We start from the raw sequence: 20,311 nt of genomic DNA on the forward strand, positions 1-20,311 counted from the left end.
GTACTGCGGGCGGCGCAGCACGATCGCGCCGGCGACCAGGCCGCAGAAGCAGGTCAGGTTGATGAACTCGTACATGTTGCCCCACGGCACCCGCACGGTGGCCAGACCGCGCAGCACAATGCACAGCAGCAACAGGCAGATACCGGCGTAGACCAGGATCAGCCCGGCCCGCCCGACGCGCTCGTCGAACGGCCGCCGCGGGGCGTCCAACACGACGCCAGGGGTCGCGCTATCGGCGGCCACCGCGCCGGCGCTGACCAACTCGCGTTCGACTCGTCGGCTGCGGGCATAGGCGAGTTCGACGGCCAGCAGCAACAAGGCGACCACCAAGATCACCACCGAGGAAGTGAACGCCAAGTCTGAATTGCGCGCCAAGCCCAAATCGACATGCGAGGTGTTCACTCGAGGCTCCTTCCAGCGGTCCCGACGGGCTCGGCAGTGGCGACGGCCGGCGTTTCCAACCCGTCCAGCAACCGGTCGACGAGCCGCTCGAATTCGTCGCCCCAGCCCGAGTTGTCCGTCCGCGCCAGGCCGCCTAGCTCGACGTTCACCGTACCGGCCGCGGCCGGTACCAGCCGGACCCAGACCCGCCGTCGGCGCACCAGCAGCGAAATCACCAGCCCGGCCATCATCGCGATGGCGAACACCAGCACCCAGATCTGCCCGGGATCGTGCGAAACCTGCAGGTTGACGAACGGAACGGCGCCGTCGAACCGCACGACGGTGCCGGCCGCCGGACCCTGATCGACCCGCACACTGTCACCGACGCGCAGGTTGATCCGTTTGACCCGGGTGAGTCGGTGCTGGTCGATCAGACGCGGATCCAGGGTGTACAGCGACTGCGGCCGGCCGGTGTCCAGGCCGGTGTCGCCCGAATAGATGTCGACCGCGACCGCCGGGGCGTTCAGCGCGGGAAAGCTCGACGACAGCAAGGTGCCCTCGAGCTGCTCGGTCGGCGCAAGCAGACCCTGGATGGCGATCTGGTGCTTGCGCCGTTCGCCGGCGTCCGGATACGCGCCGGCCGGCGGGTCGATACGCGCGACGCCCGACGACAGCAGCGTGCGGGGGTTGTCGGGTCGCCACTGCACCGTCGAGGTGCGGGTCTGCCCGTCGGGGAAGGTCACCGTGAACGTCGGCGCGTAGCCGTGGCCCTGCAAGTAGACCCGGTTGCCACCGACCCGCAGCGGGTGGTTGACCTCCAGCCGGTAGCGCCGCCAACTGTCGTTCGCGAGGTCACGCCCGGCCTGGTAGTCGATGTCGGCGGCGAACGACGTGGCCTGCCCGTTCGAAAGATAGTGCGCGTCAAAGTCCTTGACACGCATGCAAATCGGGTACAGCGACGTGCCGTCGACGGTGTTGCCGGCCCGGAACGAATCGAATGCGGCCGGCGATGCCGAGCACAAACCGGGACCGCCGTCGGCGATCACGACGACGTTGCCCTCGTAGCCGAACAGCTTCCCAGCGGCCACCGCCACTAGCAGGCCCACCAGCGAGAAGTGGAACACCAGGTTGCCGAATTCGCGTAAATAGCCCTTCTCGGCGGAGATTTCGATGTCGTCATCGCTCGTGCGGGTGACCTTGCGCCAACCGTGCAGCCGGTCGGCCATGGTCGCCGCCAGCGTGTCGGGTTCGCCGACGAGCGTGGCGCCGGCGTGCTTGGGCAGCCGAGCCAGGTTGCGTGGAGTCGGCACCGGTGTTGCCCGCATGCTGCGGGCATGCTCGATCATCCGCGGTGTCAGGCAGCCCACCAGTGAGACGAAAAGCAGCGTGTAGATGGCGGTGAACCAGAAGCTGCCGAAAACGTTGAACGCTTGCAGCCGATCCAGCCACGGCCCGATCAGCGGGTGGGCGGCCAGATAGTCGGCGACCTTGGTCGCGTTGAGGCTGCGTTGGGGTAGCAGCGCGCCGGGCACCGCACCCAAAGCCAGCAGGAACAACAGCACCAGCGCGGTGCCCATCGAGGTCAGCGCGCGCCAGGTGTTGCGGGTCAGGGCAAGCAGCCGGGTCAAATCGGCAACCTCACATCGGAGACGAACGCGTCGCGCAGCCAGGATATGAAGTCATTCCACACGCCGCTGACCAGCGCGACGCCAACCGCGATCAGCAGCACGCCGCCGAAGATCTGTAGCGCCCGGGTGTGCCGGCGCAGCCAGGCGAGGCCGGCGACGGCCGAGGCCGACCCAAATGCCAACAGCACGAACGGGATTCCCAGGCCCAGGCAGTAGGCGATCGTCAACACGATTCCGCGGGCCACGCTCGCGCCGTCGGTGGCCGAAGCGACGGTGATCACCCCGGTCAGCGTCGGCCCCAGACACGGCGTCCATCCCAGCGCGAACACCGCGCCCAGCAGCGGCGCGCCGGCCACCGTCGACAACTGCCGCGGCGCGAACCGGACCGGGCGCTGCAGCGCCGGAACGTATCCCACGAACACCAGCCCCATCAGGATGGTGAGCGCGCCGCCCACCCGCTGCAGCAGCAGCTGATCGGTGATCAACGTGGTCGTCATGCCCAGTACGGCGACCGTGCCGAGCAGGAACACGACGGTGAAACCGGCGACGAACAACGCCGCCGACCCGGCGACCCGCCACCGTGCGGCAGGCGGCGCCTTCACCGTGTTTTGTCCGACGCCGACGGCGTCCGCCTCGTCGACACCGACCACCGCGGCCAGATACGACAGATAACCAGGCACCAGCGGCACCACGCACGGCGAAGCGAAGGACACCAGGCCCGCCAATAGGCACACGCCCAGCGCCACGAATATTGGCCCGGCAGCAGCGATTTCGGTGAAGCCGCTCATTGCGGTCTCGGTGGTTCCTGCTGCCCGGTGGGTTCGGACGCGATTCGTTGCACCACCGGCCGCAGGTCCTCGGCGAGCAGCTCACGCAGGAAAACCGCCGCGACCCGATGCTGGCGGTCAAGCACCAGCGTGGACGGGATCACGGTGGTGGGGTACTTGCCGCCGAACGCGATCATGGTGCGCATCGCCGGGTCGTAGATCGACGGGAACGTCACGCTACGGTCCTTGACGAAGTCCTGGGCCGCCTGGCGGTTGTTGTCGCGGACGTCGATGCCCAGCAGCGTGACGCCGTCGGCATGGGTGGCGTTGTACACCTGCTGCAGCTGGGTCACCTCGGCCCGGCACGGCCCGCACCATTGGCCCCAGACATTGATGACGACAACCTTGCCGGCGAACTCGTCGACCGACACGGTGCGCGACGGGTCCATCAGGTCCGGGCCCGCGACCGGTCCGGGCCGGCCGCGGTGGTCGGGCGGGTCGTAGTAAATGTCGGTTTTGCCGCCGGGAGCGACGAATTCGAAGGTGCCGCCCTGAGCGACGGCGTCATCGCCGCTGGAACAGCCGACCACCAGGCCGGCCACCGCCGCGGCGACAAGCGCCGGCCGCCACATGGTCAACTGCCCGCCGGCTCGCTGTAGACCACGTCGACCAGCCGGTCGCCGTCGTAGACCAGCGACGTCACCGACCCCACCGCGCACTGGCGGCGCCGCGGGTCGTGCCAGAGCCGCTTGCCGGTCAGCAAGAGCCGCACCGTCCACACCGGCAGCTGGTGGCTCACGCACACTGCTTCATGGCCGGCGGCCCGCGCGCGGGCCTTGTCCACCGCGGTCGTCATCCGCGCCGCGATCTGCTTGTACGGTTCACCCCACGACGGGGTGAACGGGTTGCGTAGCTGCCACCAGAACCGCGGGTCGCGCCAGGCGCCGTCGCCGGGCCCAATCCGCTTGCCCTCGAAGAAGTTTGCCGATTCAATCAGGTCGGGGTCGGTGTCCAAGGTCAGGTCGTGTCGGCCGACGATGGGCGCGGCGGTCTCCTGCGCCCGCTGCAGCGGGGAGGCGATGACCGCGACGATGTCGCGGTCGGCCAACGCGTCGGCCACTGCCTGAGCTTGCCGAATTCCTTTGTCGGACAGCCGGTATCCGGGCAGCCTGCCATAAAGCACGCCCTCGGGGTTGTAGACCTCGCCGTGGCGCACCAGGTGGATTCGGGTCTGTTCGGCCATCAGGGTGTGCCCTCCTTGGCTGCGGCGGCGGCCGCAGCGGCCGCGGGTAGCGCATCGGCGATCCGGGCAAAGGCGCCGTCGTCGAGCGCCGCCGAGACGAACCATGCTTCGAAGGCGCTGCACGGCGGGTACACACCGGCGTCCAGCAGTGCATGAAAGAAGGACGGGAAGCGCCACGTCTGGCTGGCCCGCGCCGACGCGAAATCGATGACGGGCGCATCGCCGAAGAACACGCTGAGCATATTGCCGGCGCGCGGAATCTGATGCGGCACACCGGCATCCGTCAGCGCCGCGGACAGCAGGGCGGCAAGCCGATCCGCATTGGCATCCAGCGTCGCATACACCGACTCGTCGGCAGCTCGCAGCGTTGCCAGCCCGGCCGCCATCGCGACCGGGTTGCCCGACAGCGTGCCGGCTTGATACACCGGCCCCAGCGGCGCCAGCCGTTCCATCACCTCGGCTCGCCCGCCGAACGCCGCAGCGGGCAGTCCGCCGCTCATCACCTTACCGAAGGTTAACAGGTCGGCGTCGACCGGATCGATTCCGTACCAACCGCTTCGGCTGACCCGAAAGCCCGTCATCACCTCGTCGACGATCAGCAGCGCGCCGTGCTCGGCGGTGGTTTCGCGCATCGTCGCGTTGTAACCCGGGGCCGGCGGGACAACGCCCATGTTGCCGGGGCTGGCTTCGGTGATCACCGCGGCGATCTGATCGCCGAACTGCGCGAAGGTCTGCCGCAGGGCATCAATATCGTTGTACGGCAACACAATCGTGTCGGCCGCGGTGGCGCCGGTGACGCCGGGCGATGACGGCAGACCCAGTGTCGCAACCCCGGAGCCCGCGTCGGCCAGCAACGCGTCGACGTGGCCGTGGTAGCAGCCGGCGAACTTGACGACCTTGGCGCGGCCGGTGAACCCGCGGGCCAGTCGCACCGCGCTCATCGTTGCCTCGGTGCCGGAGTTGACCAGCCGTATCCGCTGCACCGGTGGCACCCGGTCGATGATTTCGGCGGCCAGTTCGGTTTCGGCGGGCGTCGGCGCCCCGAAGGACAGCCCGGTGGCGGCGGTCTTGGCGACGGCGTTCACCACCGACGGGTGCGCGTGACCCAGGATCATCGGTCCCCACGAGCAGACCAGGTCGACATAGCGGTTGCCGTCGGCGTCGGTAAGCCAGCAGCCGTGGGCTTCGGTGATGAAGCGTGGCGTGCCGCCGACCGCCTTGAAGGCCCGCACCGGTGAGTTCACCCCGCCAGGTATGACCGCGCAGGCGTCGTCGAACAGCTTCGCCGAGACGTCGGTACGGGTACTGCACACGTAGACCAGTGTCCCAGCCGCCGGGAGTGGCTTCACTACAGGGTGTAGTTGTCCGTCGCCCGATCGACCGCGGTGACTGGCAGGCCGGTGACGTTCCTGCCTAGGCTTCCGCCATGCAGCAACAGTTGCGTGTGGACACCGCTGGTGTGCAGGCGATGGCCAGCTGCTGGGGTCAGTCGGCTGACGAATTGAGCGAAACGACGGCTCCGACAGGGCTCGGCATGTCTTGTCAGGCAAGCGTGACGGCCGTTAACGCAGCCCACGCCGACGTCACAGCTTTCGCGGCCACGCTGGCGACGCGGGTGGGCGTCCGCGCAACCCGTGTCGCCGAAGCCGACAGCCGCTACGTCGCCACTGAGGCTAACTCCTGCAAAGAGTTGGCCGCTGTGGCCGATCCGGTGACCGGCGTGTAGCAGATGGTGGCCGTAGCAGGGTTTCCCAGCCTGTCGCAGCTGTTGGCTTGGCCCACCGAACATCTCACCGAGGCGGCCGAGCACTGGGAAACCCTCGGCGCTCGCAGCTATGGGTTGGCCAACCAGGTCTGGCGCGACGCGGCATCGGTCGATTGGCAAGGCGAAGCCGCCGACGCGCTGCGCACCGTGACTCACGCCGACATGACGACAACCAGCGCGGTAGCCGACCAGCTGCATGAGGCGGCCAAAGTCGCCCGCAGCGGAGCGTCAGATCTCTACATCGCCCGCTCACGAATGGAGTACGCGGTTGCAGACGCCCGCACCGCGGGGTTCGACATAGGAGAAGACCTCTCGGTCACTGACCGCTCAGGCGGCGGATCACTCGCGCAGCGAGCCGCCCGGCAAGCACAGGCGCAATCGCTAGCCGACGATATCCGTCAGCGCGCTGCCCAACTGGTAGGCCTCGATCAACAAGTCGCTGGGAAGATTACCGCCGCCGTGGCGGGTATCCGTGGCACCTTCCCGCGCAACCCGGCGATCGGGGAGACGCCGAAGGACTACCGGGTCCACGCCGTCGACAACCACACCTTCAAACAAGACCCACCCACACCCCCGGGTCCGCCGGGCAATCCGTTTGCGGGCTGGACCGATGAGCAAATGGCGCAAGTAGCAACCGAAATCGCCCACGGTCACGCCTTAAGGCATTTCCCTGGCGTGACCTCGCGCGACCTGGCCAGGTCGATCTACGACGCGATGAAAGACCCCAGAACGCGGTTCGCTACCAGCATCGACTCTGGCGGGATGGCGCTGCTGCGGCCTGACGGAACCATGATTTTCATCAATCCACAAGACGGCGACAACGGAACCGCCTTCATACCGAAGCCGCGGCCCGGCGACAAATGGCGGACCCCGTTGGAATACTTCGAACAGAACACCAGGGCGCTGGAACCGCTTTCGCCCCCGACGCCGGGAAGGCTGCCACCCCTAACCCCCGGCGAAATGGCACCACCCCGTGCAGCCGCACCTGCTCCTGAACCTTCGCCGCCTCCGCGGCCCGCACCCCCACCGCCGGTTGAACCGCCGGCGCCCAAGCCAGCTCCCGTTGAGCCACCAGCCGGACGTCCGGGTCCCCCGGTAGGGGGCTTTGGTGGCGGCGGTGCTGGCGGAGGCGAGATCCCCGGATTGGGAATCGGTGGCCTGCATACACCGACGGAAGAAGTGGAGTAGGGACCTACCACCGTATGGTTGTGCGGATTACAACCCAGGCGGATAGACACGCCCGTCCTGCTCCCGCCGCACCCTCTCCCCCCACCGTTCGAGCTCCTCGATTTCCTCGGCGGTGCGCGGCCGGCCACCGTTTGGAAACAGCAGCTTGCCAGCCTCGTAGCCGCCGATTTTCCGGCGCCGTTGCAGGCCGCGCAGGAGGCTCACCGCCTCGGTGTCGGAAAACCCGGTTATAGTCGCGAAGTCCAGAGCCGCGCCGACTAGGTCACTGGCCCAAGTGATCTCAGTGAGAAACAGCACTCGCGCCCAGTCCAGATTGCTCAGTGGGTCACCATTTTCCACGGCACGCTGAAGACGCACGGTGAGCTCGCCGAATTCGTCCCACGTCGACAAGCCCAGCACCTGAAACGGAAACGGCGCGTCGGACGCCGACAAACCCCACTGCTGCAAGGCCTGCTCAATGAACTTGCGTTCCCTGTCCGTCAAGTCGATCGCTACCAAATCAGAAGAACTTGTCATCGAGATGATCGTACGGCCAGCATCCGAGATAGGGGTTCAGCAGTGGCTTTGCTCAACCCACGCAGCCACGTCCATTAAGTCGACGACCAAACTGAACTGAGACAGGTTGTGATCAAGCGCGTAGTTGTCAGTTGGTGGGCAACATTGGTCACACCGGTCCCTCGCAGGTCTGGGTGATCCATCTCGCAAGCGCTATCGCATGCGATATCAGACGGGTTTGATGGCGGCACCTGATTCCGCAATGGAGCTGGGAGCGGCTTCATTACAGGGTGTTGTCGTCGAGCATCGACGCCAGTCGGGCGGCAGTTACACCCTCGGCCGCGGCGAAACGCCGCGAAGGTCGGGGGCTCGTCGCGCCTCGCACGCAAGCCGCCGTTCCTCGGCTTCGATGACGGCGGCCTTGGCATCGATCGCCGCCTGCTCGTATCCGCGGCGGCAGAAGTCGGCGACAATGAGCTGGCACATGCGGGTGCACCACTCGACGACTGACTCGTCGTCGCTGGCGTCAGCCCCTGCGCGCATGACCGAATGCAGCCCTTCCAGTTCGGCACCGTTGAGCTGTGCCAGCGGCCGACAGGGTTCGATGCCGGTGACCTCGACGTCCGCGCCGGCCATCACTCTCACCAGCCGGACTAGCAGGATGTCGGACACCGGAGCGGCCCACCGCGCCAGGCCGGCGTGCCGCGACTGCGACAGCTGCCCACAGATGTCGAGCAGCGTGGAGGTGGCCTCTTGGGGCAGATCGTCGACGGGGGGATGGGTCATTGTTTTCCTCCTTGTCGGATATTCGGAGCGGACCTCGTCTTGGCTTTGTGCGGGAAAGGAATGACACGCCGTCGGATGCCTGGGGGTTGGATGGCGGTATGCAATTACCGCAGTGGCTGGCCCGGTTCAACCGGCACTTCACCAATCGCTTCTGGTTGTTGTGCGCCGGTTGGATTCCGGCGCACGGCATCCTCGAGCATGTCGGCCGGCGTTCCGGCAAGCCGTACCGCACGCCGTTGATGGTGTTCAACGCCGACGTCAACGGGCAGCCGCGGTTGGCGATCTTGCTGACCTACGACCCCGACCGCGACTGGCTGAAGAACCTGACAGCGGCCGGCAACGCGCGAATGCGCCGCTACGGCAAGACAATCGGCATCGCCGACCCGCGGGTGGTCGCCCGGGCCGAAGCGGCGCAGCACGTCAGTAACGGATGGCGGCCAATCATCGCCAGGGTGCCGTTCGAACAGGCGGTGCTGCTCACCAAGAGCGGCTGATCCGGGTGTCTCGGCAATCGGCCCGCGAGGTCGCACTCGCCAGCGTCGCAGCCATCCGCAACGACCCGAGTGGACGGCTGGCCCTGATGCGCAGCCAATATCGGGTCCCGCCGGACGTCGACCGCGGCTATCTTCCCTACCGGCAAGCGGCGTCGGCCTTCATGCGATGGCAACTGCGGCGGGGACTGCTCAGCCCGATCGAGTCGGTGACCCCGGGAAGCCCATGGTGGCGGGCGATCAACGAACGCCTGCTCTGCGACGTCGGCGAAGCACGCGCGCTGGCCTTCGGCCATCCCGGACCGCCGAGTTCGCCCACGGTCGCCGCCTGGCTGGAATTCATTCGGCGCCCCGGTGCCCCACGCTGGTATCGGGCGCACAACATGAGCGTCGTCGGCGGGTATCTCGAACACGAACACCTGGCGGCACGCGAAGGCCGGGTCGAGCGGTTCTTCATGAACGTGGTGCTGGCTCGGGTTCTCTACACCCACGCGATGGTCGCCGCGCCGCGGCTGGCACTGGCCTGGCTGGCCCCCGCCGGCCGGCTGCTCGGCGATCCCCGTCTGGGCATGACCGGCATGTTCCTCTCGCTTTCGCGGGTGCTACCCGACCGTTATCCCCTCGGCGACGACGTCGCGCCCTACGCGCAGCTCGAACACGGACTGGGACATCTGCTCGACATCGGCGTCATCACCCCTCGGGTGGAAGGCCTCTACGCGTGGTCGGCCAATGAGCTGAACGCTCCGGGCCTGCGACAGCTGCTGTCCGGCCAGACCCCTTGCTACGCCTGGCCCGCAGTTGACCAACAGCCGTGGAACCCGGCCCCATCGCGGCTGGCCCGGCTGTCGCGAAGGCTTTTGCCGGTCAGGGCGTCGCCTCGGTAAGCGCGAACACCGGATGGTCGGCCGGATCGGGCAACTTGCGAAAGTAACCCGCAACCGCCTTCCCGGCCTTCTTCTGGTAGGCGGTCAGGATCGGCTGGCGTTGCGGCGCAGGCATTTCGCGCGCAGCGTAGGTCACGGCGCCGGACTTGTTGGTCAGTGTGACGGTGGGATTGGCGCGGACGTTCTTGACCCACTGCGACTCGCCGCGGGTGGAGACCAGATACCGAGTGCCGTCGACGTCGACCGTGACGACGGGAATGTGCTGCGGCTCGCGACTTCCCCGCTTGGTCACGGTAAGCGTTTCGCTGTTGCTGACGCCGGTCGCCATCGCGATCCGGTTGAAGACCTTGACGGTGAACCACGGGGGCTTGAGGTAGGCCATGATCTTCGAGTTTGATGGCGGCATGCAACTACCGCAACGACTCGCCCGATTCAATCGACACGTCACCAACCCCATTCAGCGGATGTGGGCCGGTTGGGCCCCATCCTTCGGCATTCTCGAGCACGCGGGACGCCGCTCCGGCAAGCAATACCGCACGCCGTTGACGGTGTTCGACGCCGACGTCGACGGCAAGCCGGGAGTAGCGATCTTGCTGACCTACGGCCCGGACCGCGACTGGCTGAAGAACCTCAACGCCGCCGGCGGCGGCCAGATGCGACGACACGGCAAGACATTCGGCGTCACGAACCCGCAGACCGTGACCAAGGCGGAGGCGGCGCCGCACGTCAGGGGCGCGACCCGGCGGATGTTCGGCAGGTTGCCGTTCGAACAGGCGGTCCTGCTGACCAAGACCGGTTAAGCGCCCGGTTGTCAAAGCGGTCCCGTTGAGACGACGGGGCCGCTTTGATATCTGCAGGACGGTCCGGCAGGGGGCCGCGAAGCAGCGAGGGGATAAACCATGGCCTGGATGGCTGAAGAAGCAGTACCCACCGCAAGCATGGGCTTGGCCGCCGCGGTGAGCGACGCACCGCCCACGGGCTCCGGTCAATGGGTCTATGCGGTCGGCGGCACCAACAGCAGCAATGTCCTTGCTTCGGTGGCCGGCTACGACACGGTCCAAAAGAAGTGGTCTGCGCGCCCGTCGATGCCAACGGCCCGCAGTGGGGTTGCCGCGGCCACCAGCCCCGGTCGGACCCATGTTCTGGGCGGTTTCGACCAAGGTTCGAACTTTCTCACCACCCACGAGGTCTACGAGCCGGCCAACGACGCGTGGTCAACCGCTGCGCCGCTCCCGAGCGCGCGAGCCATACTCGCCGCCGTGACCGGCCCCGATGGGCTGATCTACGCGATCGGTGGCTTCGACGGCAACCCGCTGGCCACCGTCGATGCATACGATCCCGCCACGGACAAGTGGACCTCCAAAGCGTCGATGCACTCGCCGCGAACATGGCACGCGGCAGTCGTCGGCCACGACGGGCTGATCTACGCAATGGGTGGCGGGATCCCCGCGATGCAGTCGTCGATGGAGACCTTCAACGTCAAAACCAACACCTGGACAACCTCTTCCTTCTCGCTCCCGGTTGCGACGTGTGGCATTGCCGCAGCCGTTGATCCCAATGGCTTGATCTGCGTCATCGGGGGCGACACCGGACCGGGTGGCGCGCCCACCCCCAACGTCTACTGCTACAACCCGGCGGACGCTGGTTGGATCACTCAGCCCCCAATGTCGAGTGGGCGCGCGGCACTGGCCGCGACCACCGGTCCCGACGGCCTCATTTACGCGATCGGCGGCACCGATGGCACCAACTCGCTGGCCACCGTCGCGGCATTCACGACCGATAAGTGTTACCCCATCGAGCAGAAGATCGCAGAAGTGCAAAGCGAACTCAGCAACGCGCAGGGCAACCTGGGAGATCTTCCCCCACAGGATCGCGTCGCCGCCGAGAGGCAGATCATCGCACTGGGTGCAGAACTGAGAAGCCTTGGAGCGCAACTCAAGACGTGCCGGGGAGGGTAGCGGAAGAAGCAGCCTCAGGCCCGACCGGTCCGCGCCGCCACTTGCCAACGAAGTACAGCGCGACCACCACGGCCCAGGACAGCAGGCCGAGCCAAAACTGGACACGTGCAGTGCGGTCGAACGCCATCTGCACCAGCACGGCGACGATCGCGACCAGTGTCAGGATCGACAGCACCGGGAAGAACCACATTTTGACGCGCAGCTTTTCCGGCGGCGTCTTTACTCGTAAAACGATCTGCGACAGCGCAATCAGCAAGTAGACGAACAGCACGATGGCGCCCGACGAGTTGAGCAGGAAGATAAACACCGTTCCCGGCGCGATGCCCGACATGATGACGCACAAGAACCCCACCACCGACGAGCACAGAATCGCGACGTAAGGCACGCCACGTCGGCTGAGATCCATCAACCGAGTCGGCCCCTCGCCCCGGCCGGCCAGCACGAACAGCATGCGAGATGAGGTGTACAAGCCGGAATTCAAGCAGGAAAGCACCGCGGTCAGCACGATCGCGTTCATGATGTCATCCGCGCCGCGAAGTCCCATGTGCTTGAACGCCGCGACGAATGGTGACGCACCGGACTCCACGGAGTCCCACGGCTGGATCACGACAAGCAGAAAAACCGAGCCCACGAAGAAGATCGCGATGCGAGCGGCCACCGCGTTGGTGGCTCGCCGAATTGCCCGCTCAGGATCGGGCGTTTCGCTAGCAGCGATGGTCGCAACCTCGGCACCGACCATCGAGAAGATCACCACGACGATTGCGGCGAAAATGGCGCCAACGCCGTTCGGGCAAAATCCGTGATGCGAGCTCAGATTTGAGAAATCGCGATGCCGACCCGGCCACATCCCCAGAACGAACAATGTACCGAGGCCAAGGAATATCAAGATGGTCGCGACTTTGATTCCGGCGAACCAGAATTCGAATTCCCCGAAGGACGACACCGAGTAAAGATTGGTCGCGGTCATCGTCAGCATCAGGATCAGCGAGACCAGCCACAACGGCGCGTGAACCCAGTAGTTCACGACTTTCGCGCCGGCGACCGCCTCGAAGCCAACGACGATCACCCAGTAGTACCAATACAGCCAGCCCACGGAGAAACCCGCCCAACCGCCCAGCGCATCACGCGCGTAGTCAGCGAATGAAGCCGTCGACGGGTTTGCGGTAGCCATTTCGCCGAGCATCCGCATGACGAGAACGACGAGCACGCCGCAGAGCACGTATGTCACAACGGCGGCGGGGCCGGCGGTTCGGATCACCACACCCGACCCGACGAAAAACCCCGCGCCGATGACACCGCCGATGGCGATCATGGTCAGCTGCCGCTGCGACAGTCCCTGGCTCAGCTGCGGCGCGGCCATGACGGGACGCTAACACCTCGCGGTGTGATCCCGCTCGACTCACACCGGGACAGCCCGCAACACGGCAGGCAGGCTTGGCAGGAAATGCTCGGTGGCGAAGGCGCGAATGTCGGCGGCGTTGGTCAGGGGTTTTCGGCTGGGCAACAGCAGCACCATCGCCGCATAGCGCAGGATGGTTTCGGCCAGCTCGTCGATTGCCTGCGCCCCGATCCGTTCGGCAAAGCCGTCCGGGAAAATGATCCGCAATGCGGCCGCCATCCGCTCGACCGCGGCATCCCAGTGCCGGTTGGCCAACTCGATCATCAGGCCGGGCTCGTCGGCGAGCATCCGGGTCAGCACGCGGTGTTGGCGGAATCGCATGATGGACAGCGTGAACGCCTCGACATAGTAATTCGATTGCGGCCGACGGCTTTTCAATTCGTCGGCGATGTCGGCGAAAAGCACCGCGTTTTCCCGGTCGATGACGGCGGCGACCAGTTCGTCGCGTCCGGCGAATCGCCGGTAGATAGTCGTGCGGCTGACCCGCGCCCGACGGGCTACGTCGTCGAGCGCCACCCGGCGGAAGCCGTGCTGTTCGAACTCGACGACGGCGGCATCGAGGATGGCAGTAGTAGCGGGGTCGGCTGGGTTGTTAGCGGGCGTAGCCGGCACTGGCAAACCCGTTGTAGCGCAGCCGCATCGGAAGATGATCCCACAGCCAGTTGACCGGCCGCGACCGCCACACTGCGGCGAAACGCTGGTAGCGACGCTCCTGCCGGTCGCTCCAGGGCAGGCCGAGCAGGGTCCGTGCCCGCGGCGGCAGACCGCCGGTCGTCAGAAACGCCGCGACCGGGTTGAACGCCAGCGAAACCACACGCCACACCAGCGGCGGCACACCCTTGGGGCACGGAAACCCCTTAGTCACATATCCGACACCGTATTTGGCGGTCGGATGGGCGACCATGACCTGGTCAAGCATGTGGTCCCAGTACCGCTGGAACTCGTCGTAGTCGGCCGGCATCGGCCGGTCGCTCACTCCATAACGGCGATACCACGTCTTCGACTCGAGGTAGATCTGCTCCTTCTCCTCGTCGGTGAGGCGTTTGACGAAGGTGTCGGCGAAGTACAGCACCTGCTCGACGAAGGTGGCGTGCGCCCAGAAATAGGTATCCGGATCCAACGCGTGATACCGCGCCGCTTTTCCTTGCCCGGGGGGCATTGTCCCCTTGATGCCGTGATGAAAATCACGCACCTGCTGCCCCGGATGGTCGCCGTCGGCGCCGTAGACGGTCATGAAGATCGGCGGCAGCGAACGTTTGACCCGCGCCGCGGTGTCGCTGAAAAACACCGAGTGGTCCAGAACACCCTGCCCGAGTTCGGCGAGCATGTTCTGCAGCACCGCAGGCCGCGGGCCGATCAGGAACATCCGATTGTCGCCGAAGTACCGCCACACCAACGACTGCGGCCCCAGCGGCAGGGCGTCACCAGTCGTTGGAGACGCGGATGACTCAGTCAGCTCGGCCACGTGGAACAGTGTTACATATTTTGCACTTTGTTCCAACCGCCGGGTTGCCAGCCTCACCGCCAGGGGTTGTTGCCGGACTGTTGTCAGACCGTTGCCGCTCAGCGCCCGTTGGCTTGGCACGATTCGCTGGTGCATCCCATGACCCATCGGACGAACCGCCGGACCGCGCTGCGCCTGGGCGTCACCGGTGCCGGTGCCGCGGGTCTGTGGGCGCTGGGGGCGCTGCCGGATGCGACCCGGGCGGCGCCCGCTCCGCTGAGCAGTCCGCTGCCCACCCGCGAGGAGGGCTCATTCGTCTCCGCAGCGCGCGGTGGAAAGGACACGAAGTGGATCATCGCCCGCCCGCCGGGCCAGACCGGCCTGTTGCGCACGGTGATCGCGCTGCACGGGCTGGACAGCGATGCCGCCGGGGTGATGAGCCTCGGCGTCGAGAGCGCCCTGGCCAAACTGCCCGCAACGGGCAAGCCGTCGATCGCGCTGGTGAGCGTCGACGGCGGCAACGGCTACTGGCGGCCGCGGGCCAACGGCGAAGACTCCGGCGCGATGGTGCTCAACGAGCTGATCCCGATGCTTGCCGGCAAGGGTCTGGACACGTCACGGGTGGCGTTCATGGGCTGGTCGATGGGCGGGTACGGGGCGATGCGGCTGAGCTCCCGGATTGGCGCGGCCCGGACCTTCGCGGTCTGTGCGATCAGCCCGGCGCTCTACCTGACGTATTGGGGAGCGCCGCAGGATGCCTTCGACGGCCTCGACGATTTCCGGAAGAACTCCACGGTGAATCCCGCGGAGCTGACGTCGGTTCCGCTGCGGGTGGACTGCGGGACCGGCGACGGCTTCTACATCGCCACTCGGGAATTCGTGGACCGGCTGCCCAGCCAGCCGGCCGGCGGCTTCTACCCGGGCGGCCACGACGCGGAGTTCTGGCAGCAGCACCTGCCCGACGAGCTGGCCTGGTTGGCGTCCTGAATTCAGGCGGGTCGGCCGCCTCGCCGAAGTCGGGCCACACCGACCACCGCCAGCATGCCGGCCGCCGTCGCCAGCAGCAGCGTCAACAGCAGCAGCTGAGGGTCGTAGACCACCGACGTGGTGACCGGCTGGCCATCGACCACGGGTGCGACGGCCACGGTGGAGCGCACCGCCGACCAGCTGACGGCGCAGCCGACCGCCGCCGCGCAGGCCAGGGCGAGCGCGATGAAAGCCTGAAATCGGGCCATCACCAGCGTGATCCGGCGTCGTCACCGTCGTCGTGCTTATCAGGCGGCGGCCCGTCCGGTTCGACCCGCTCCTCGACCAGTGGGGTCAGCGCGGCGCGCAGGTGCCGGTGTCTCCGGGCCCACGCTTGCGCGGTGCGTCCACCGCTGAGCCGCAGACCGATGCCGGTGCGCCCCTTGGGCACCCCGACCAGCTCACCGAGTGCCCGTGCCGATTGCCAACGCTCCAGGTCCTTTTCGGATGTCAGCGGATGGTCCGCCGGCGGGTATACCTTGACGATCTCGGCCACCTTGATGGTCTCGGTGCCCTGGCGCAGCGCCTGACTGGTCAGTTCCACCGACGTGTGGATGCGGGCCGCCTTGACTTGGAGCGCAATGAAACTCGTTACCAGCACGAGAAAGAGCAACGGGACGCTGATCTGCCAGCCATACCCGTTGGCTTTCTCGAGCCACAGCATGGCCGCGGCCGACGCCGGACCGACCAGCACCCAGTACCAGCTGGCCCCGGCCTCGCGAAAGAGCGGAGCGGCCTCGGTCTTCGTGCCCGCAGTCATCGAAACATCATCCCCTGCTGCGCCCGACGCCAAACCACCTGGGGGTCCCTACCTGGTGAAGTACGTGTGGGCGTCGCTGCGGTGCAGCAGGAACATCCCACCGGCGATCAGCACCGACCCGACGATACCAGCGACACCACAGATCACCGCGAACATCGGCGGCCAGCTCACAGTGAACAGCCTGGTCCCGATGTAGACGACGGTGGCTACGCCGCCGCCGGTCAGCAGAGTCCGGGCCCAGCGATAACCGGCCCGCATCAGGATCAGGAAGGTCACCACGATCGCGCACACCACCGCGGTGAAAAGCCCTGACGCCACCAAGAGCACCGGCGATCGGTGACCGACCGATGATCCGACCATGTCGGCGACGTAGCCGATCACCATCAGCGGCAAGGCCGCGACCCACAGCCAAAAGCCGGTGTCGACGTCGACGGGCCGGGTCTGCGGCTCCGCTGGCCCCGGCGGCCGCGGCGGGACGGGACCCGTCACGACAGCCAGGCCGCCGCTTCGGCGGCCCAATACGTCAGCACGATGTCGGCGCCCGCCCGCCGGATCCCGGTCAGGGATTCCATCGCGGCGCCGCGCTCGTCGACCCAGCCGTTAGCCGCCGCGGCCCGGATCATCGCGTACTCCCCCGACACCTGGTATGCGGCCACCGGCACCGGCGAAATCGAGGCCGCCGCAGACACAACGTCCAGGTAGCCCAATGCGGGTTTGACCATGACGATGTCGGCGCCCTCGTCGAGGTCCAGACGCACCTCGCGCAGCGCCTCGCGGGCATTGCCCGGCTCCTGCTGGTAGGTGCGCCGGTCGCCCGACAGGCTAGAGCTCACGGCTTCGCGGAATGGACCGTAAAACGCCGAGGCGAACTTGGCGGCATACGCCAAGATCACCACATCGGCGTGGCCCGCGGCGTCCAGGCCGTCGCGGATCGCTCCCACCTGACCGTCCATCATGCCGCTCGGGCCCACCACATGCGCACCCGAATCTGCCTGTGCCACTGCCAAATCCACATATCGCTTCAGCGTGGTGTCGTTATCGACCCGGCCGCGTGCGTCCAGAACACCGCAGTGTCCGTGGTCGGTGAATTCGTCCAGGCAGGTGTCGGCCATCAGCACGGTGGCCTCGCCCAGATCCTTGGCCAGATCGCGCAATGCGACGTTGAGGATCCCGTCAGGATCCGAGCCCGCCGAGCCGACTGCATCCTTGTCCTCGTTGCGGGGCACGCCGAACAGCATCAGCCCGCCCACCCCAGCACGTACCGCCTCGGCGGCGGCGGCGCGCAACGAGTCGCGGGTGTGCTGCACCACACCGGGCATCGAGGCGATCGGCCGCGCCTCGTCGATACCGTCGGCGACGAACATCGGCAACACCAAATGCCTTGGCTCCAGCGACGCTTGCGCGACCAACCGGCGCATCGCCGGAGTCGAGCGGAGCCGACGCGGACGCTGCCGGGGGAACGACACTAGCGCCTGCGGCTCTTCTTACGCGGCGGCGGCAACGCGCCCTCGGCGCGCAGCCGGGCGGCATGCTCGGCGAGCGCTTCGATCAGCGGACCCACCGCGGCGGTCTCGGGCTGCACGTCGACCCGCAAACCGAATTCGGCTGCGGTCTCAGCGGTTTTGGGGCCGATGCAGGCGACGATGGTGCGCGCGTGCGGCTTGCCGGCGATGCCCACCAGGTTGCGCACCGTCGAGCTGGAGGTAAAGCACACTGCGTCGAAACCACCGGTCTTGATCATTTCCCGGGTGGCAGCCGGCGGCGGAGCCGCCCGCACCGTCCGGTAGGCGGTGACGTCCTCGATCTCCCAGCCACGTTCGCGCAGGCCTTCGGCCAGCGTCTCGGTGGCGATGTCGGCACGCGGCAGCAGCACCCGGTTCACCGGATCGAAAATGCTGTCGTAGTCCGGGAATTCGTCCAGCAGGCCCAGCGACGACTGCTCACCGGAGGGCACCAGCTCCGGGCTGATACCAAACGCGCGGACCCGGTCGGCGGTCGATTCGCCCACGCAGGCGATTTTCACCCCGGAGAACGCGCGGGCGTCCAGACCGAACTCACCGAACTTCTCCCACACCGCGCGCACGGCATTGGTGGAGGTGAACACCACCCACTGATAGCGGCCGTCGACCAGACCCTTGACCGCGCGCTCCATCTGCGCGGGGCTGCGTGGCGGCTCGACGGCGATGGTCGGCACCTCGATCGGCAACGCGCCGTGCGCGGTCAGCCGCTCGCTCATCTCGCCGGCCTGGTCCTTGGTCCGCGGCACCAGCACGGTCCAGCCGTAGAGTGCCCGGCTCTCCCACCAGTTCAGCTTGGCCCGGTTGTGCACGGTCTTGCCGATCGTCACCACGACCGGCGACGGTGTCGCGGGGTCGGCTGCGACGACCACGGATGAATCCGTCAGCCCGCCCAGCGTGGACTCCACGGAGCGCTGCGCGCAGGTGGTGCCCGAGGACGTCACCACGCACGGCGTGCTGTCGGCAAGCCCGTACTCGATCAGGGTGCGCGCCGCCTCGGCCACGTGCGACGAGGTGGCGTGCAGAATCAGCGGGCCCGGCCCCGCGGCCAGAGCCCCCCAGTCCACGTCGCCGCGCACGTCGGCAACGGTGTGCGACGAGCCCAGCGGCAACCCCGCGTAGGTCGGCACCGCGCAGCCGGCGGCCAGGCCGGGCACCACCTCGAAGTGCAGGTGGCCGCGCGCGACGGCGTTCACCTCGGTGATCACCGCGTCCACCGACAGCGGGTCACCGGCGACCAGTCGCACCACGTCAGTCCCGGTACGGGCCTCGGCGACCAGCGTCTTCGCCACTTCGGCGGGATCGCCCAGCGCCGGCCGGATGTCGGGTCCGACCGACACCACCGCAGCGGGCTGTTCGTCAGTACCGGCTCCCTCGGTGGTTCCGCCCTCCGACGGCACCGGCCCGGCCGGCGCAGGCCCGGACACTGGCGGCAAGTCTTTGCCGATCAACGCCAGCACCGGCTCAGGCACGTCGGGGTCAATGAACACCAGGGGGGCATTCGCAAGCACCGTCGCGGCCCGCGTCGTCAGCAGAGCCGGGTCGCCCGGACCCGAGCCCACGAACATGATGCGGCCGGGCCTCGGCTTACGCCCTCGCGTCGTCATCTGTGTCTCTCCCAGTACTTCCTCGTGCGGGTTTATTACCGCGCCACCGACATGAGTTCCCGTGCCCCCAGTTCGAACAGCTCGGCGGCCACCGAGAGCCCGAGCTCTCGTGCCCGATCCGGACTGCCGACACCGGACGCACGGATCACGTCGGATCCGTCCAGCGCCGCCACGCAGCTGCGCAGCGACAGCTCCTCGAAGACTCGGCCGTCCTCGTCAATGGACTCGACCACCTCGGCGATCGCCCCCACTGGCGCGGAGCAACCCGCCTCCAGTTCGGCGAGCAGGGCACGCTCGGCGGTGACGGCCGCGCGGGTGTCGGCGTCGTCGAGCTCGGCCAGCAGTGCCGCCAGTCGGGAATCCCCGGCGCGGCACTCGACGGCGAGCGCACCTTGAGCCGGTGCCGGCAGCACCTGCACCGGCTCCAGCGTCTCGGTGACGTCGTCGAGACGCCCTAGTCGGGCCAGACCCGCCCGGGCTACCACGATTGCGTCCAAATCACCGCTACTTACCCTGTTCAACCTGGTATCAAGGTTGCCTCTTAGGGGGCGGATTTCCAAACCGAGACCCAGTGCTCTAAGCTGCGCGGCCCGCCGGGGCGACGAGGTGCCCACCACCGAGCCGCTCGGCAGCTGTGCCAGCACTAACCCGTCGCGGGCCACCACCGCGTCGCGGGGATCCTCTCGGGGTGGGATCGCGGCGATCACGAACCGTGGATCATCGGCGGTCGGCAAGTCCTTGTGCGAATGCACCGCCGCGTCCACGCGGCCGTCGTCGATGGCTTCGCGGAGTGCGGCGGTGAAAACCCCGACACCGATGCTGGCGATCGGCTCCGACGAGCGGTCACCCTCGGTGCTGATGGTCACCAACTCGGCGCGATGGCCGTTGGCCGCCAAGGCGTCCCGAATGCCACCAGCTTGGGTGGTGGCCAGCAGGCTGCCCCGAGTGCCTATCCGGATCACGTCTGACAAG

23 protein-coding genes and 2 pseudogenes are annotated in these 20,311 nt (G+C 67.2%); 7 read left to right on the plus strand and 18 right to left on the minus strand.

Annotated elements, in window-relative coordinates; translation table 11 throughout:
* From VKI00_RS12030 to hemL, 6 genes and pseudogenes are all read right to left on the minus strand, one after another.
* Positions 1-402 (minus strand): annotated as a pseudogene (locus VKI00_RS12030) (c-type cytochrome biogenesis protein CcsB); the annotation flags it as partial.
* Complete coding sequence (locus VKI00_RS12035) at positions 399-1,958, minus strand: cytochrome c biogenesis protein ResB (RefSeq protein ID WP_324437758.1); 1,560 nt, start codon at positions 1,956-1,958, stop codon at positions 399-401. The pseudogene VKI00_RS12030 and the gene VKI00_RS12035, both read right to left, overlap by 4 nt.
* Positions 1,959-2,005: 47 nt before the next feature.
* Positions 2,006-2,797, minus strand: coding sequence for a cytochrome c biogenesis CcdA family protein (locus tag VKI00_RS12040; protein ID WP_324437684.1), 792 nt, complete (start codon positions 2,795-2,797; stop codon positions 2,006-2,008).
* Positions 2,794-3,408 (minus strand): TlpA disulfide reductase family protein, encoded by a 615-nt coding sequence (locus VKI00_RS12045; RefSeq protein ID WP_324437685.1) that lies wholly within the window; start codon positions 3,406-3,408, stop codon positions 2,794-2,796. Before VKI00_RS12045 ends, VKI00_RS12040 begins: the two co-directional genes overlap by 4 nt.
* Before the next feature lie 2 nt (positions 3,409-3,410).
* Entirely contained in the window at positions 3,411-4,019 is a 609-nt protein-coding gene (locus tag VKI00_RS12050) for a histidine phosphatase family protein (RefSeq protein ID WP_324437686.1), read from the minus strand.
* Positions 4,019-5,332, minus strand: coding sequence for a glutamate-1-semialdehyde 2,1-aminomutase (gene hemL, locus VKI00_RS12055; protein ID WP_324437687.1), 1,314 nt, complete (start codon positions 5,330-5,332; stop codon positions 4,019-4,021). The genes VKI00_RS12050 and hemL overlap by 1 nt, the downstream gene beginning before the upstream one ends.
* 113 nt (positions 5,333-5,445) lie before the next feature.
* Here hemL and VKI00_RS12060 point away from each other — a divergent pair, with 113 nt between their 5' ends.
* Both VKI00_RS12060 and VKI00_RS12065 read left to right on the plus strand, forming a co-directional pair.
* Entirely contained in the window at positions 5,446-5,745 is a 300-nt protein-coding gene (locus VKI00_RS12060; protein WP_324437688.1) for a hypothetical protein, read from the plus strand.
* Positions 5,746-5,748: 3 nt separating this feature from the next.
* Positions 5,749-6,972 carry a hypothetical protein gene (locus tag VKI00_RS12065; RefSeq protein ID WP_324437689.1) on the plus strand — a complete coding sequence of 408 codons (1,224 nt, stop codon included), beginning with the start codon at positions 5,749-5,751 and terminating at the stop codon, positions 6,970-6,972.
* Positions 6,973-6,999: 27 nt separating this feature from the next.
* On the opposite strand, the gene VKI00_RS12070 is transcribed toward VKI00_RS12065, so the two are convergent.
* Together VKI00_RS12070 and VKI00_RS12075 are read right to left on the minus strand one after the other, a co-directional pair.
* Positions 7,000-7,488 (minus strand): hypothetical protein, encoded by a 489-nt coding sequence (locus tag VKI00_RS12070; protein WP_324437690.1) that lies wholly within the window; start codon positions 7,486-7,488, stop codon positions 7,000-7,002.
* A 306-nt stretch (positions 7,489-7,794) separates the two neighbouring features.
* Complete coding sequence (locus tag VKI00_RS12075; RefSeq protein WP_324437691.1) at positions 7,795-8,253, minus strand: hypothetical protein; 459 nt, start codon at positions 8,251-8,253, stop codon at positions 7,795-7,797.
* A 98-nt stretch (positions 8,254-8,351) separates the two neighbouring features.
* On the opposite strand from VKI00_RS12075, the gene VKI00_RS12080 reads away from it, so the two are divergent.
* Positions 8,352-8,747, plus strand: coding sequence for a nitroreductase family deazaflavin-dependent oxidoreductase (locus VKI00_RS12080; RefSeq protein ID WP_324437692.1), 396 nt, complete (start codon positions 8,352-8,354; stop codon positions 8,745-8,747).
* Positions 8,748-8,752: 5 nt separating this feature from the next.
* Positions 8,753-9,628 carry a hypothetical protein gene (locus VKI00_RS12085; protein ID WP_324437693.1) on the plus strand — a complete coding sequence of 292 codons (876 nt, stop codon included), beginning with the start codon at positions 8,753-8,755 and terminating at the stop codon, positions 9,626-9,628.
* Here VKI00_RS12085 and VKI00_RS12090 read toward each other — a convergent pair.
* Positions 9,609-10,010: a nitroreductase/quinone reductase family protein gene (locus tag VKI00_RS12090; RefSeq protein ID WP_324437694.1), complete on the minus strand. Its 402-nt coding sequence runs from the start codon at positions 10,008-10,010 to the stop codon at positions 9,609-9,611. The two genes, VKI00_RS12085 and VKI00_RS12090, sit on opposite strands and share 20 nt — an antisense overlap.
* 22 nt (positions 10,011-10,032) lie before the next feature.
* Here VKI00_RS12090 and VKI00_RS12095 point away from each other — a divergent pair, with 22 nt between their 5' ends.
* Together VKI00_RS12095 and VKI00_RS12100 are read left to right on the plus strand one after the other, a co-directional pair.
* Entirely contained in the window at positions 10,033-10,428 is a 396-nt protein-coding gene (locus tag VKI00_RS12095) for a nitroreductase family deazaflavin-dependent oxidoreductase (RefSeq protein ID WP_324437759.1), read from the plus strand.
* Positions 10,429-10,536: 108 nt separating this feature from the next.
* Positions 10,537-11,586: a Kelch repeat-containing protein gene (locus VKI00_RS12100; protein WP_324437695.1), complete on the plus strand. Its 1,050-nt coding sequence runs from the start codon at positions 10,537-10,539 to the stop codon at positions 11,584-11,586.
* On the opposite strand, the gene VKI00_RS12105 is transcribed toward VKI00_RS12100, so the two are convergent.
* Genes VKI00_RS12105 through VKI00_RS12115 form a run of 3 tightly spaced genes read right to left on the minus strand, consistent with a single transcriptional unit; the run spans position 11,564 to position 14,441 of the window.
* Positions 11,564-12,946: an amino acid permease gene (locus tag VKI00_RS12105; RefSeq protein ID WP_324437696.1), complete on the minus strand. Its 1,383-nt coding sequence runs from the start codon at positions 12,944-12,946 to the stop codon at positions 11,564-11,566. The genes VKI00_RS12100 and VKI00_RS12105 overlap by 23 nt on opposite strands.
* Positions 12,947-12,985: 39 nt before the next feature.
* Positions 12,986-13,597 carry a helix-turn-helix domain-containing protein gene (locus VKI00_RS12110; RefSeq protein ID WP_324437697.1) on the minus strand — a complete coding sequence of 204 codons (612 nt, stop codon included), beginning with the start codon at positions 13,595-13,597 and terminating at the stop codon, positions 12,986-12,988.
* Complete coding sequence (locus VKI00_RS12115) at positions 13,578-14,441, minus strand: oxygenase MpaB family protein (protein ID WP_324437760.1); 864 nt, start codon at positions 14,439-14,441, stop codon at positions 13,578-13,580. Before VKI00_RS12115 ends, VKI00_RS12110 begins: the two co-directional genes overlap by 20 nt.
* A gap of 147 nt (positions 14,442-14,588) precedes the next feature.
* On the opposite strand from VKI00_RS12115, the gene VKI00_RS12120 reads away from it, so the two are divergent.
* Positions 14,589-15,416, plus strand: coding sequence for an alpha/beta hydrolase (locus VKI00_RS12120; RefSeq protein WP_324437698.1), 828 nt, complete (start codon positions 14,589-14,591; stop codon positions 15,414-15,416).
* A 2-nt stretch (positions 15,417-15,418) separates the two neighbouring features.
* Here VKI00_RS12120 and VKI00_RS12125 read toward each other — a convergent pair whose 3' ends face one another.
* From VKI00_RS12125 to hemC, 6 genes and pseudogenes are all read right to left on the minus strand, one after another.
* The gene (locus VKI00_RS12125) at positions 15,419-15,664 is read right to left on the minus strand and encodes a hypothetical protein (protein WP_414687176.1); all 246 of its coding nucleotides are present in this window, start codon (positions 15,662-15,664) and stop codon (positions 15,419-15,421) included.
* Positions 15,664-16,215 (minus strand): DUF3093 domain-containing protein, encoded by a 552-nt coding sequence (locus VKI00_RS12130; protein ID WP_324437700.1) that lies wholly within the window; start codon positions 16,213-16,215, stop codon positions 15,664-15,666. Before VKI00_RS12130 ends, VKI00_RS12125 begins: the two co-directional genes overlap by 1 nt.
* 48 nt (positions 16,216-16,263) lie before the next feature.
* The gene (locus tag VKI00_RS12135) at positions 16,264-16,704 is read right to left on the minus strand and encodes a hypothetical protein (RefSeq protein ID WP_324437701.1); all 441 of its coding nucleotides are present in this window, start codon (positions 16,702-16,704) and stop codon (positions 16,264-16,266) included.
* Complete coding sequence (hemB, locus tag VKI00_RS12140; RefSeq protein ID WP_324437702.1) at positions 16,701-17,633, minus strand: porphobilinogen synthase; 933 nt, start codon at positions 17,631-17,633, stop codon at positions 16,701-16,703. The genes VKI00_RS12135 and hemB overlap by 4 nt, the downstream gene beginning before the upstream one ends.
* Positions 17,634-17,680: 47 nt before the next feature.
* Entirely contained in the window at positions 17,681-19,339 is a 1,659-nt protein-coding gene (locus VKI00_RS12145) for a bifunctional uroporphyrinogen-III C-methyltransferase/uroporphyrinogen-III synthase (protein WP_324437703.1), read from the minus strand.
* Positions 19,320-20,301 (minus strand): annotated as a pseudogene (gene hemC, locus VKI00_RS12150) (hydroxymethylbilane synthase). Before hemC ends, VKI00_RS12145 begins: the two are co-directional and overlap by 20 nt.
* Positions 20,302-20,311 lie beyond the last annotated feature (10 nt).

Source organism: Mycobacterium sp., from assembly GCF_035314665.1.
Taxonomy (GTDB): Bacteria; Actinomycetota; Actinomycetes; order Mycobacteriales; family Mycobacteriaceae; genus Mycobacterium.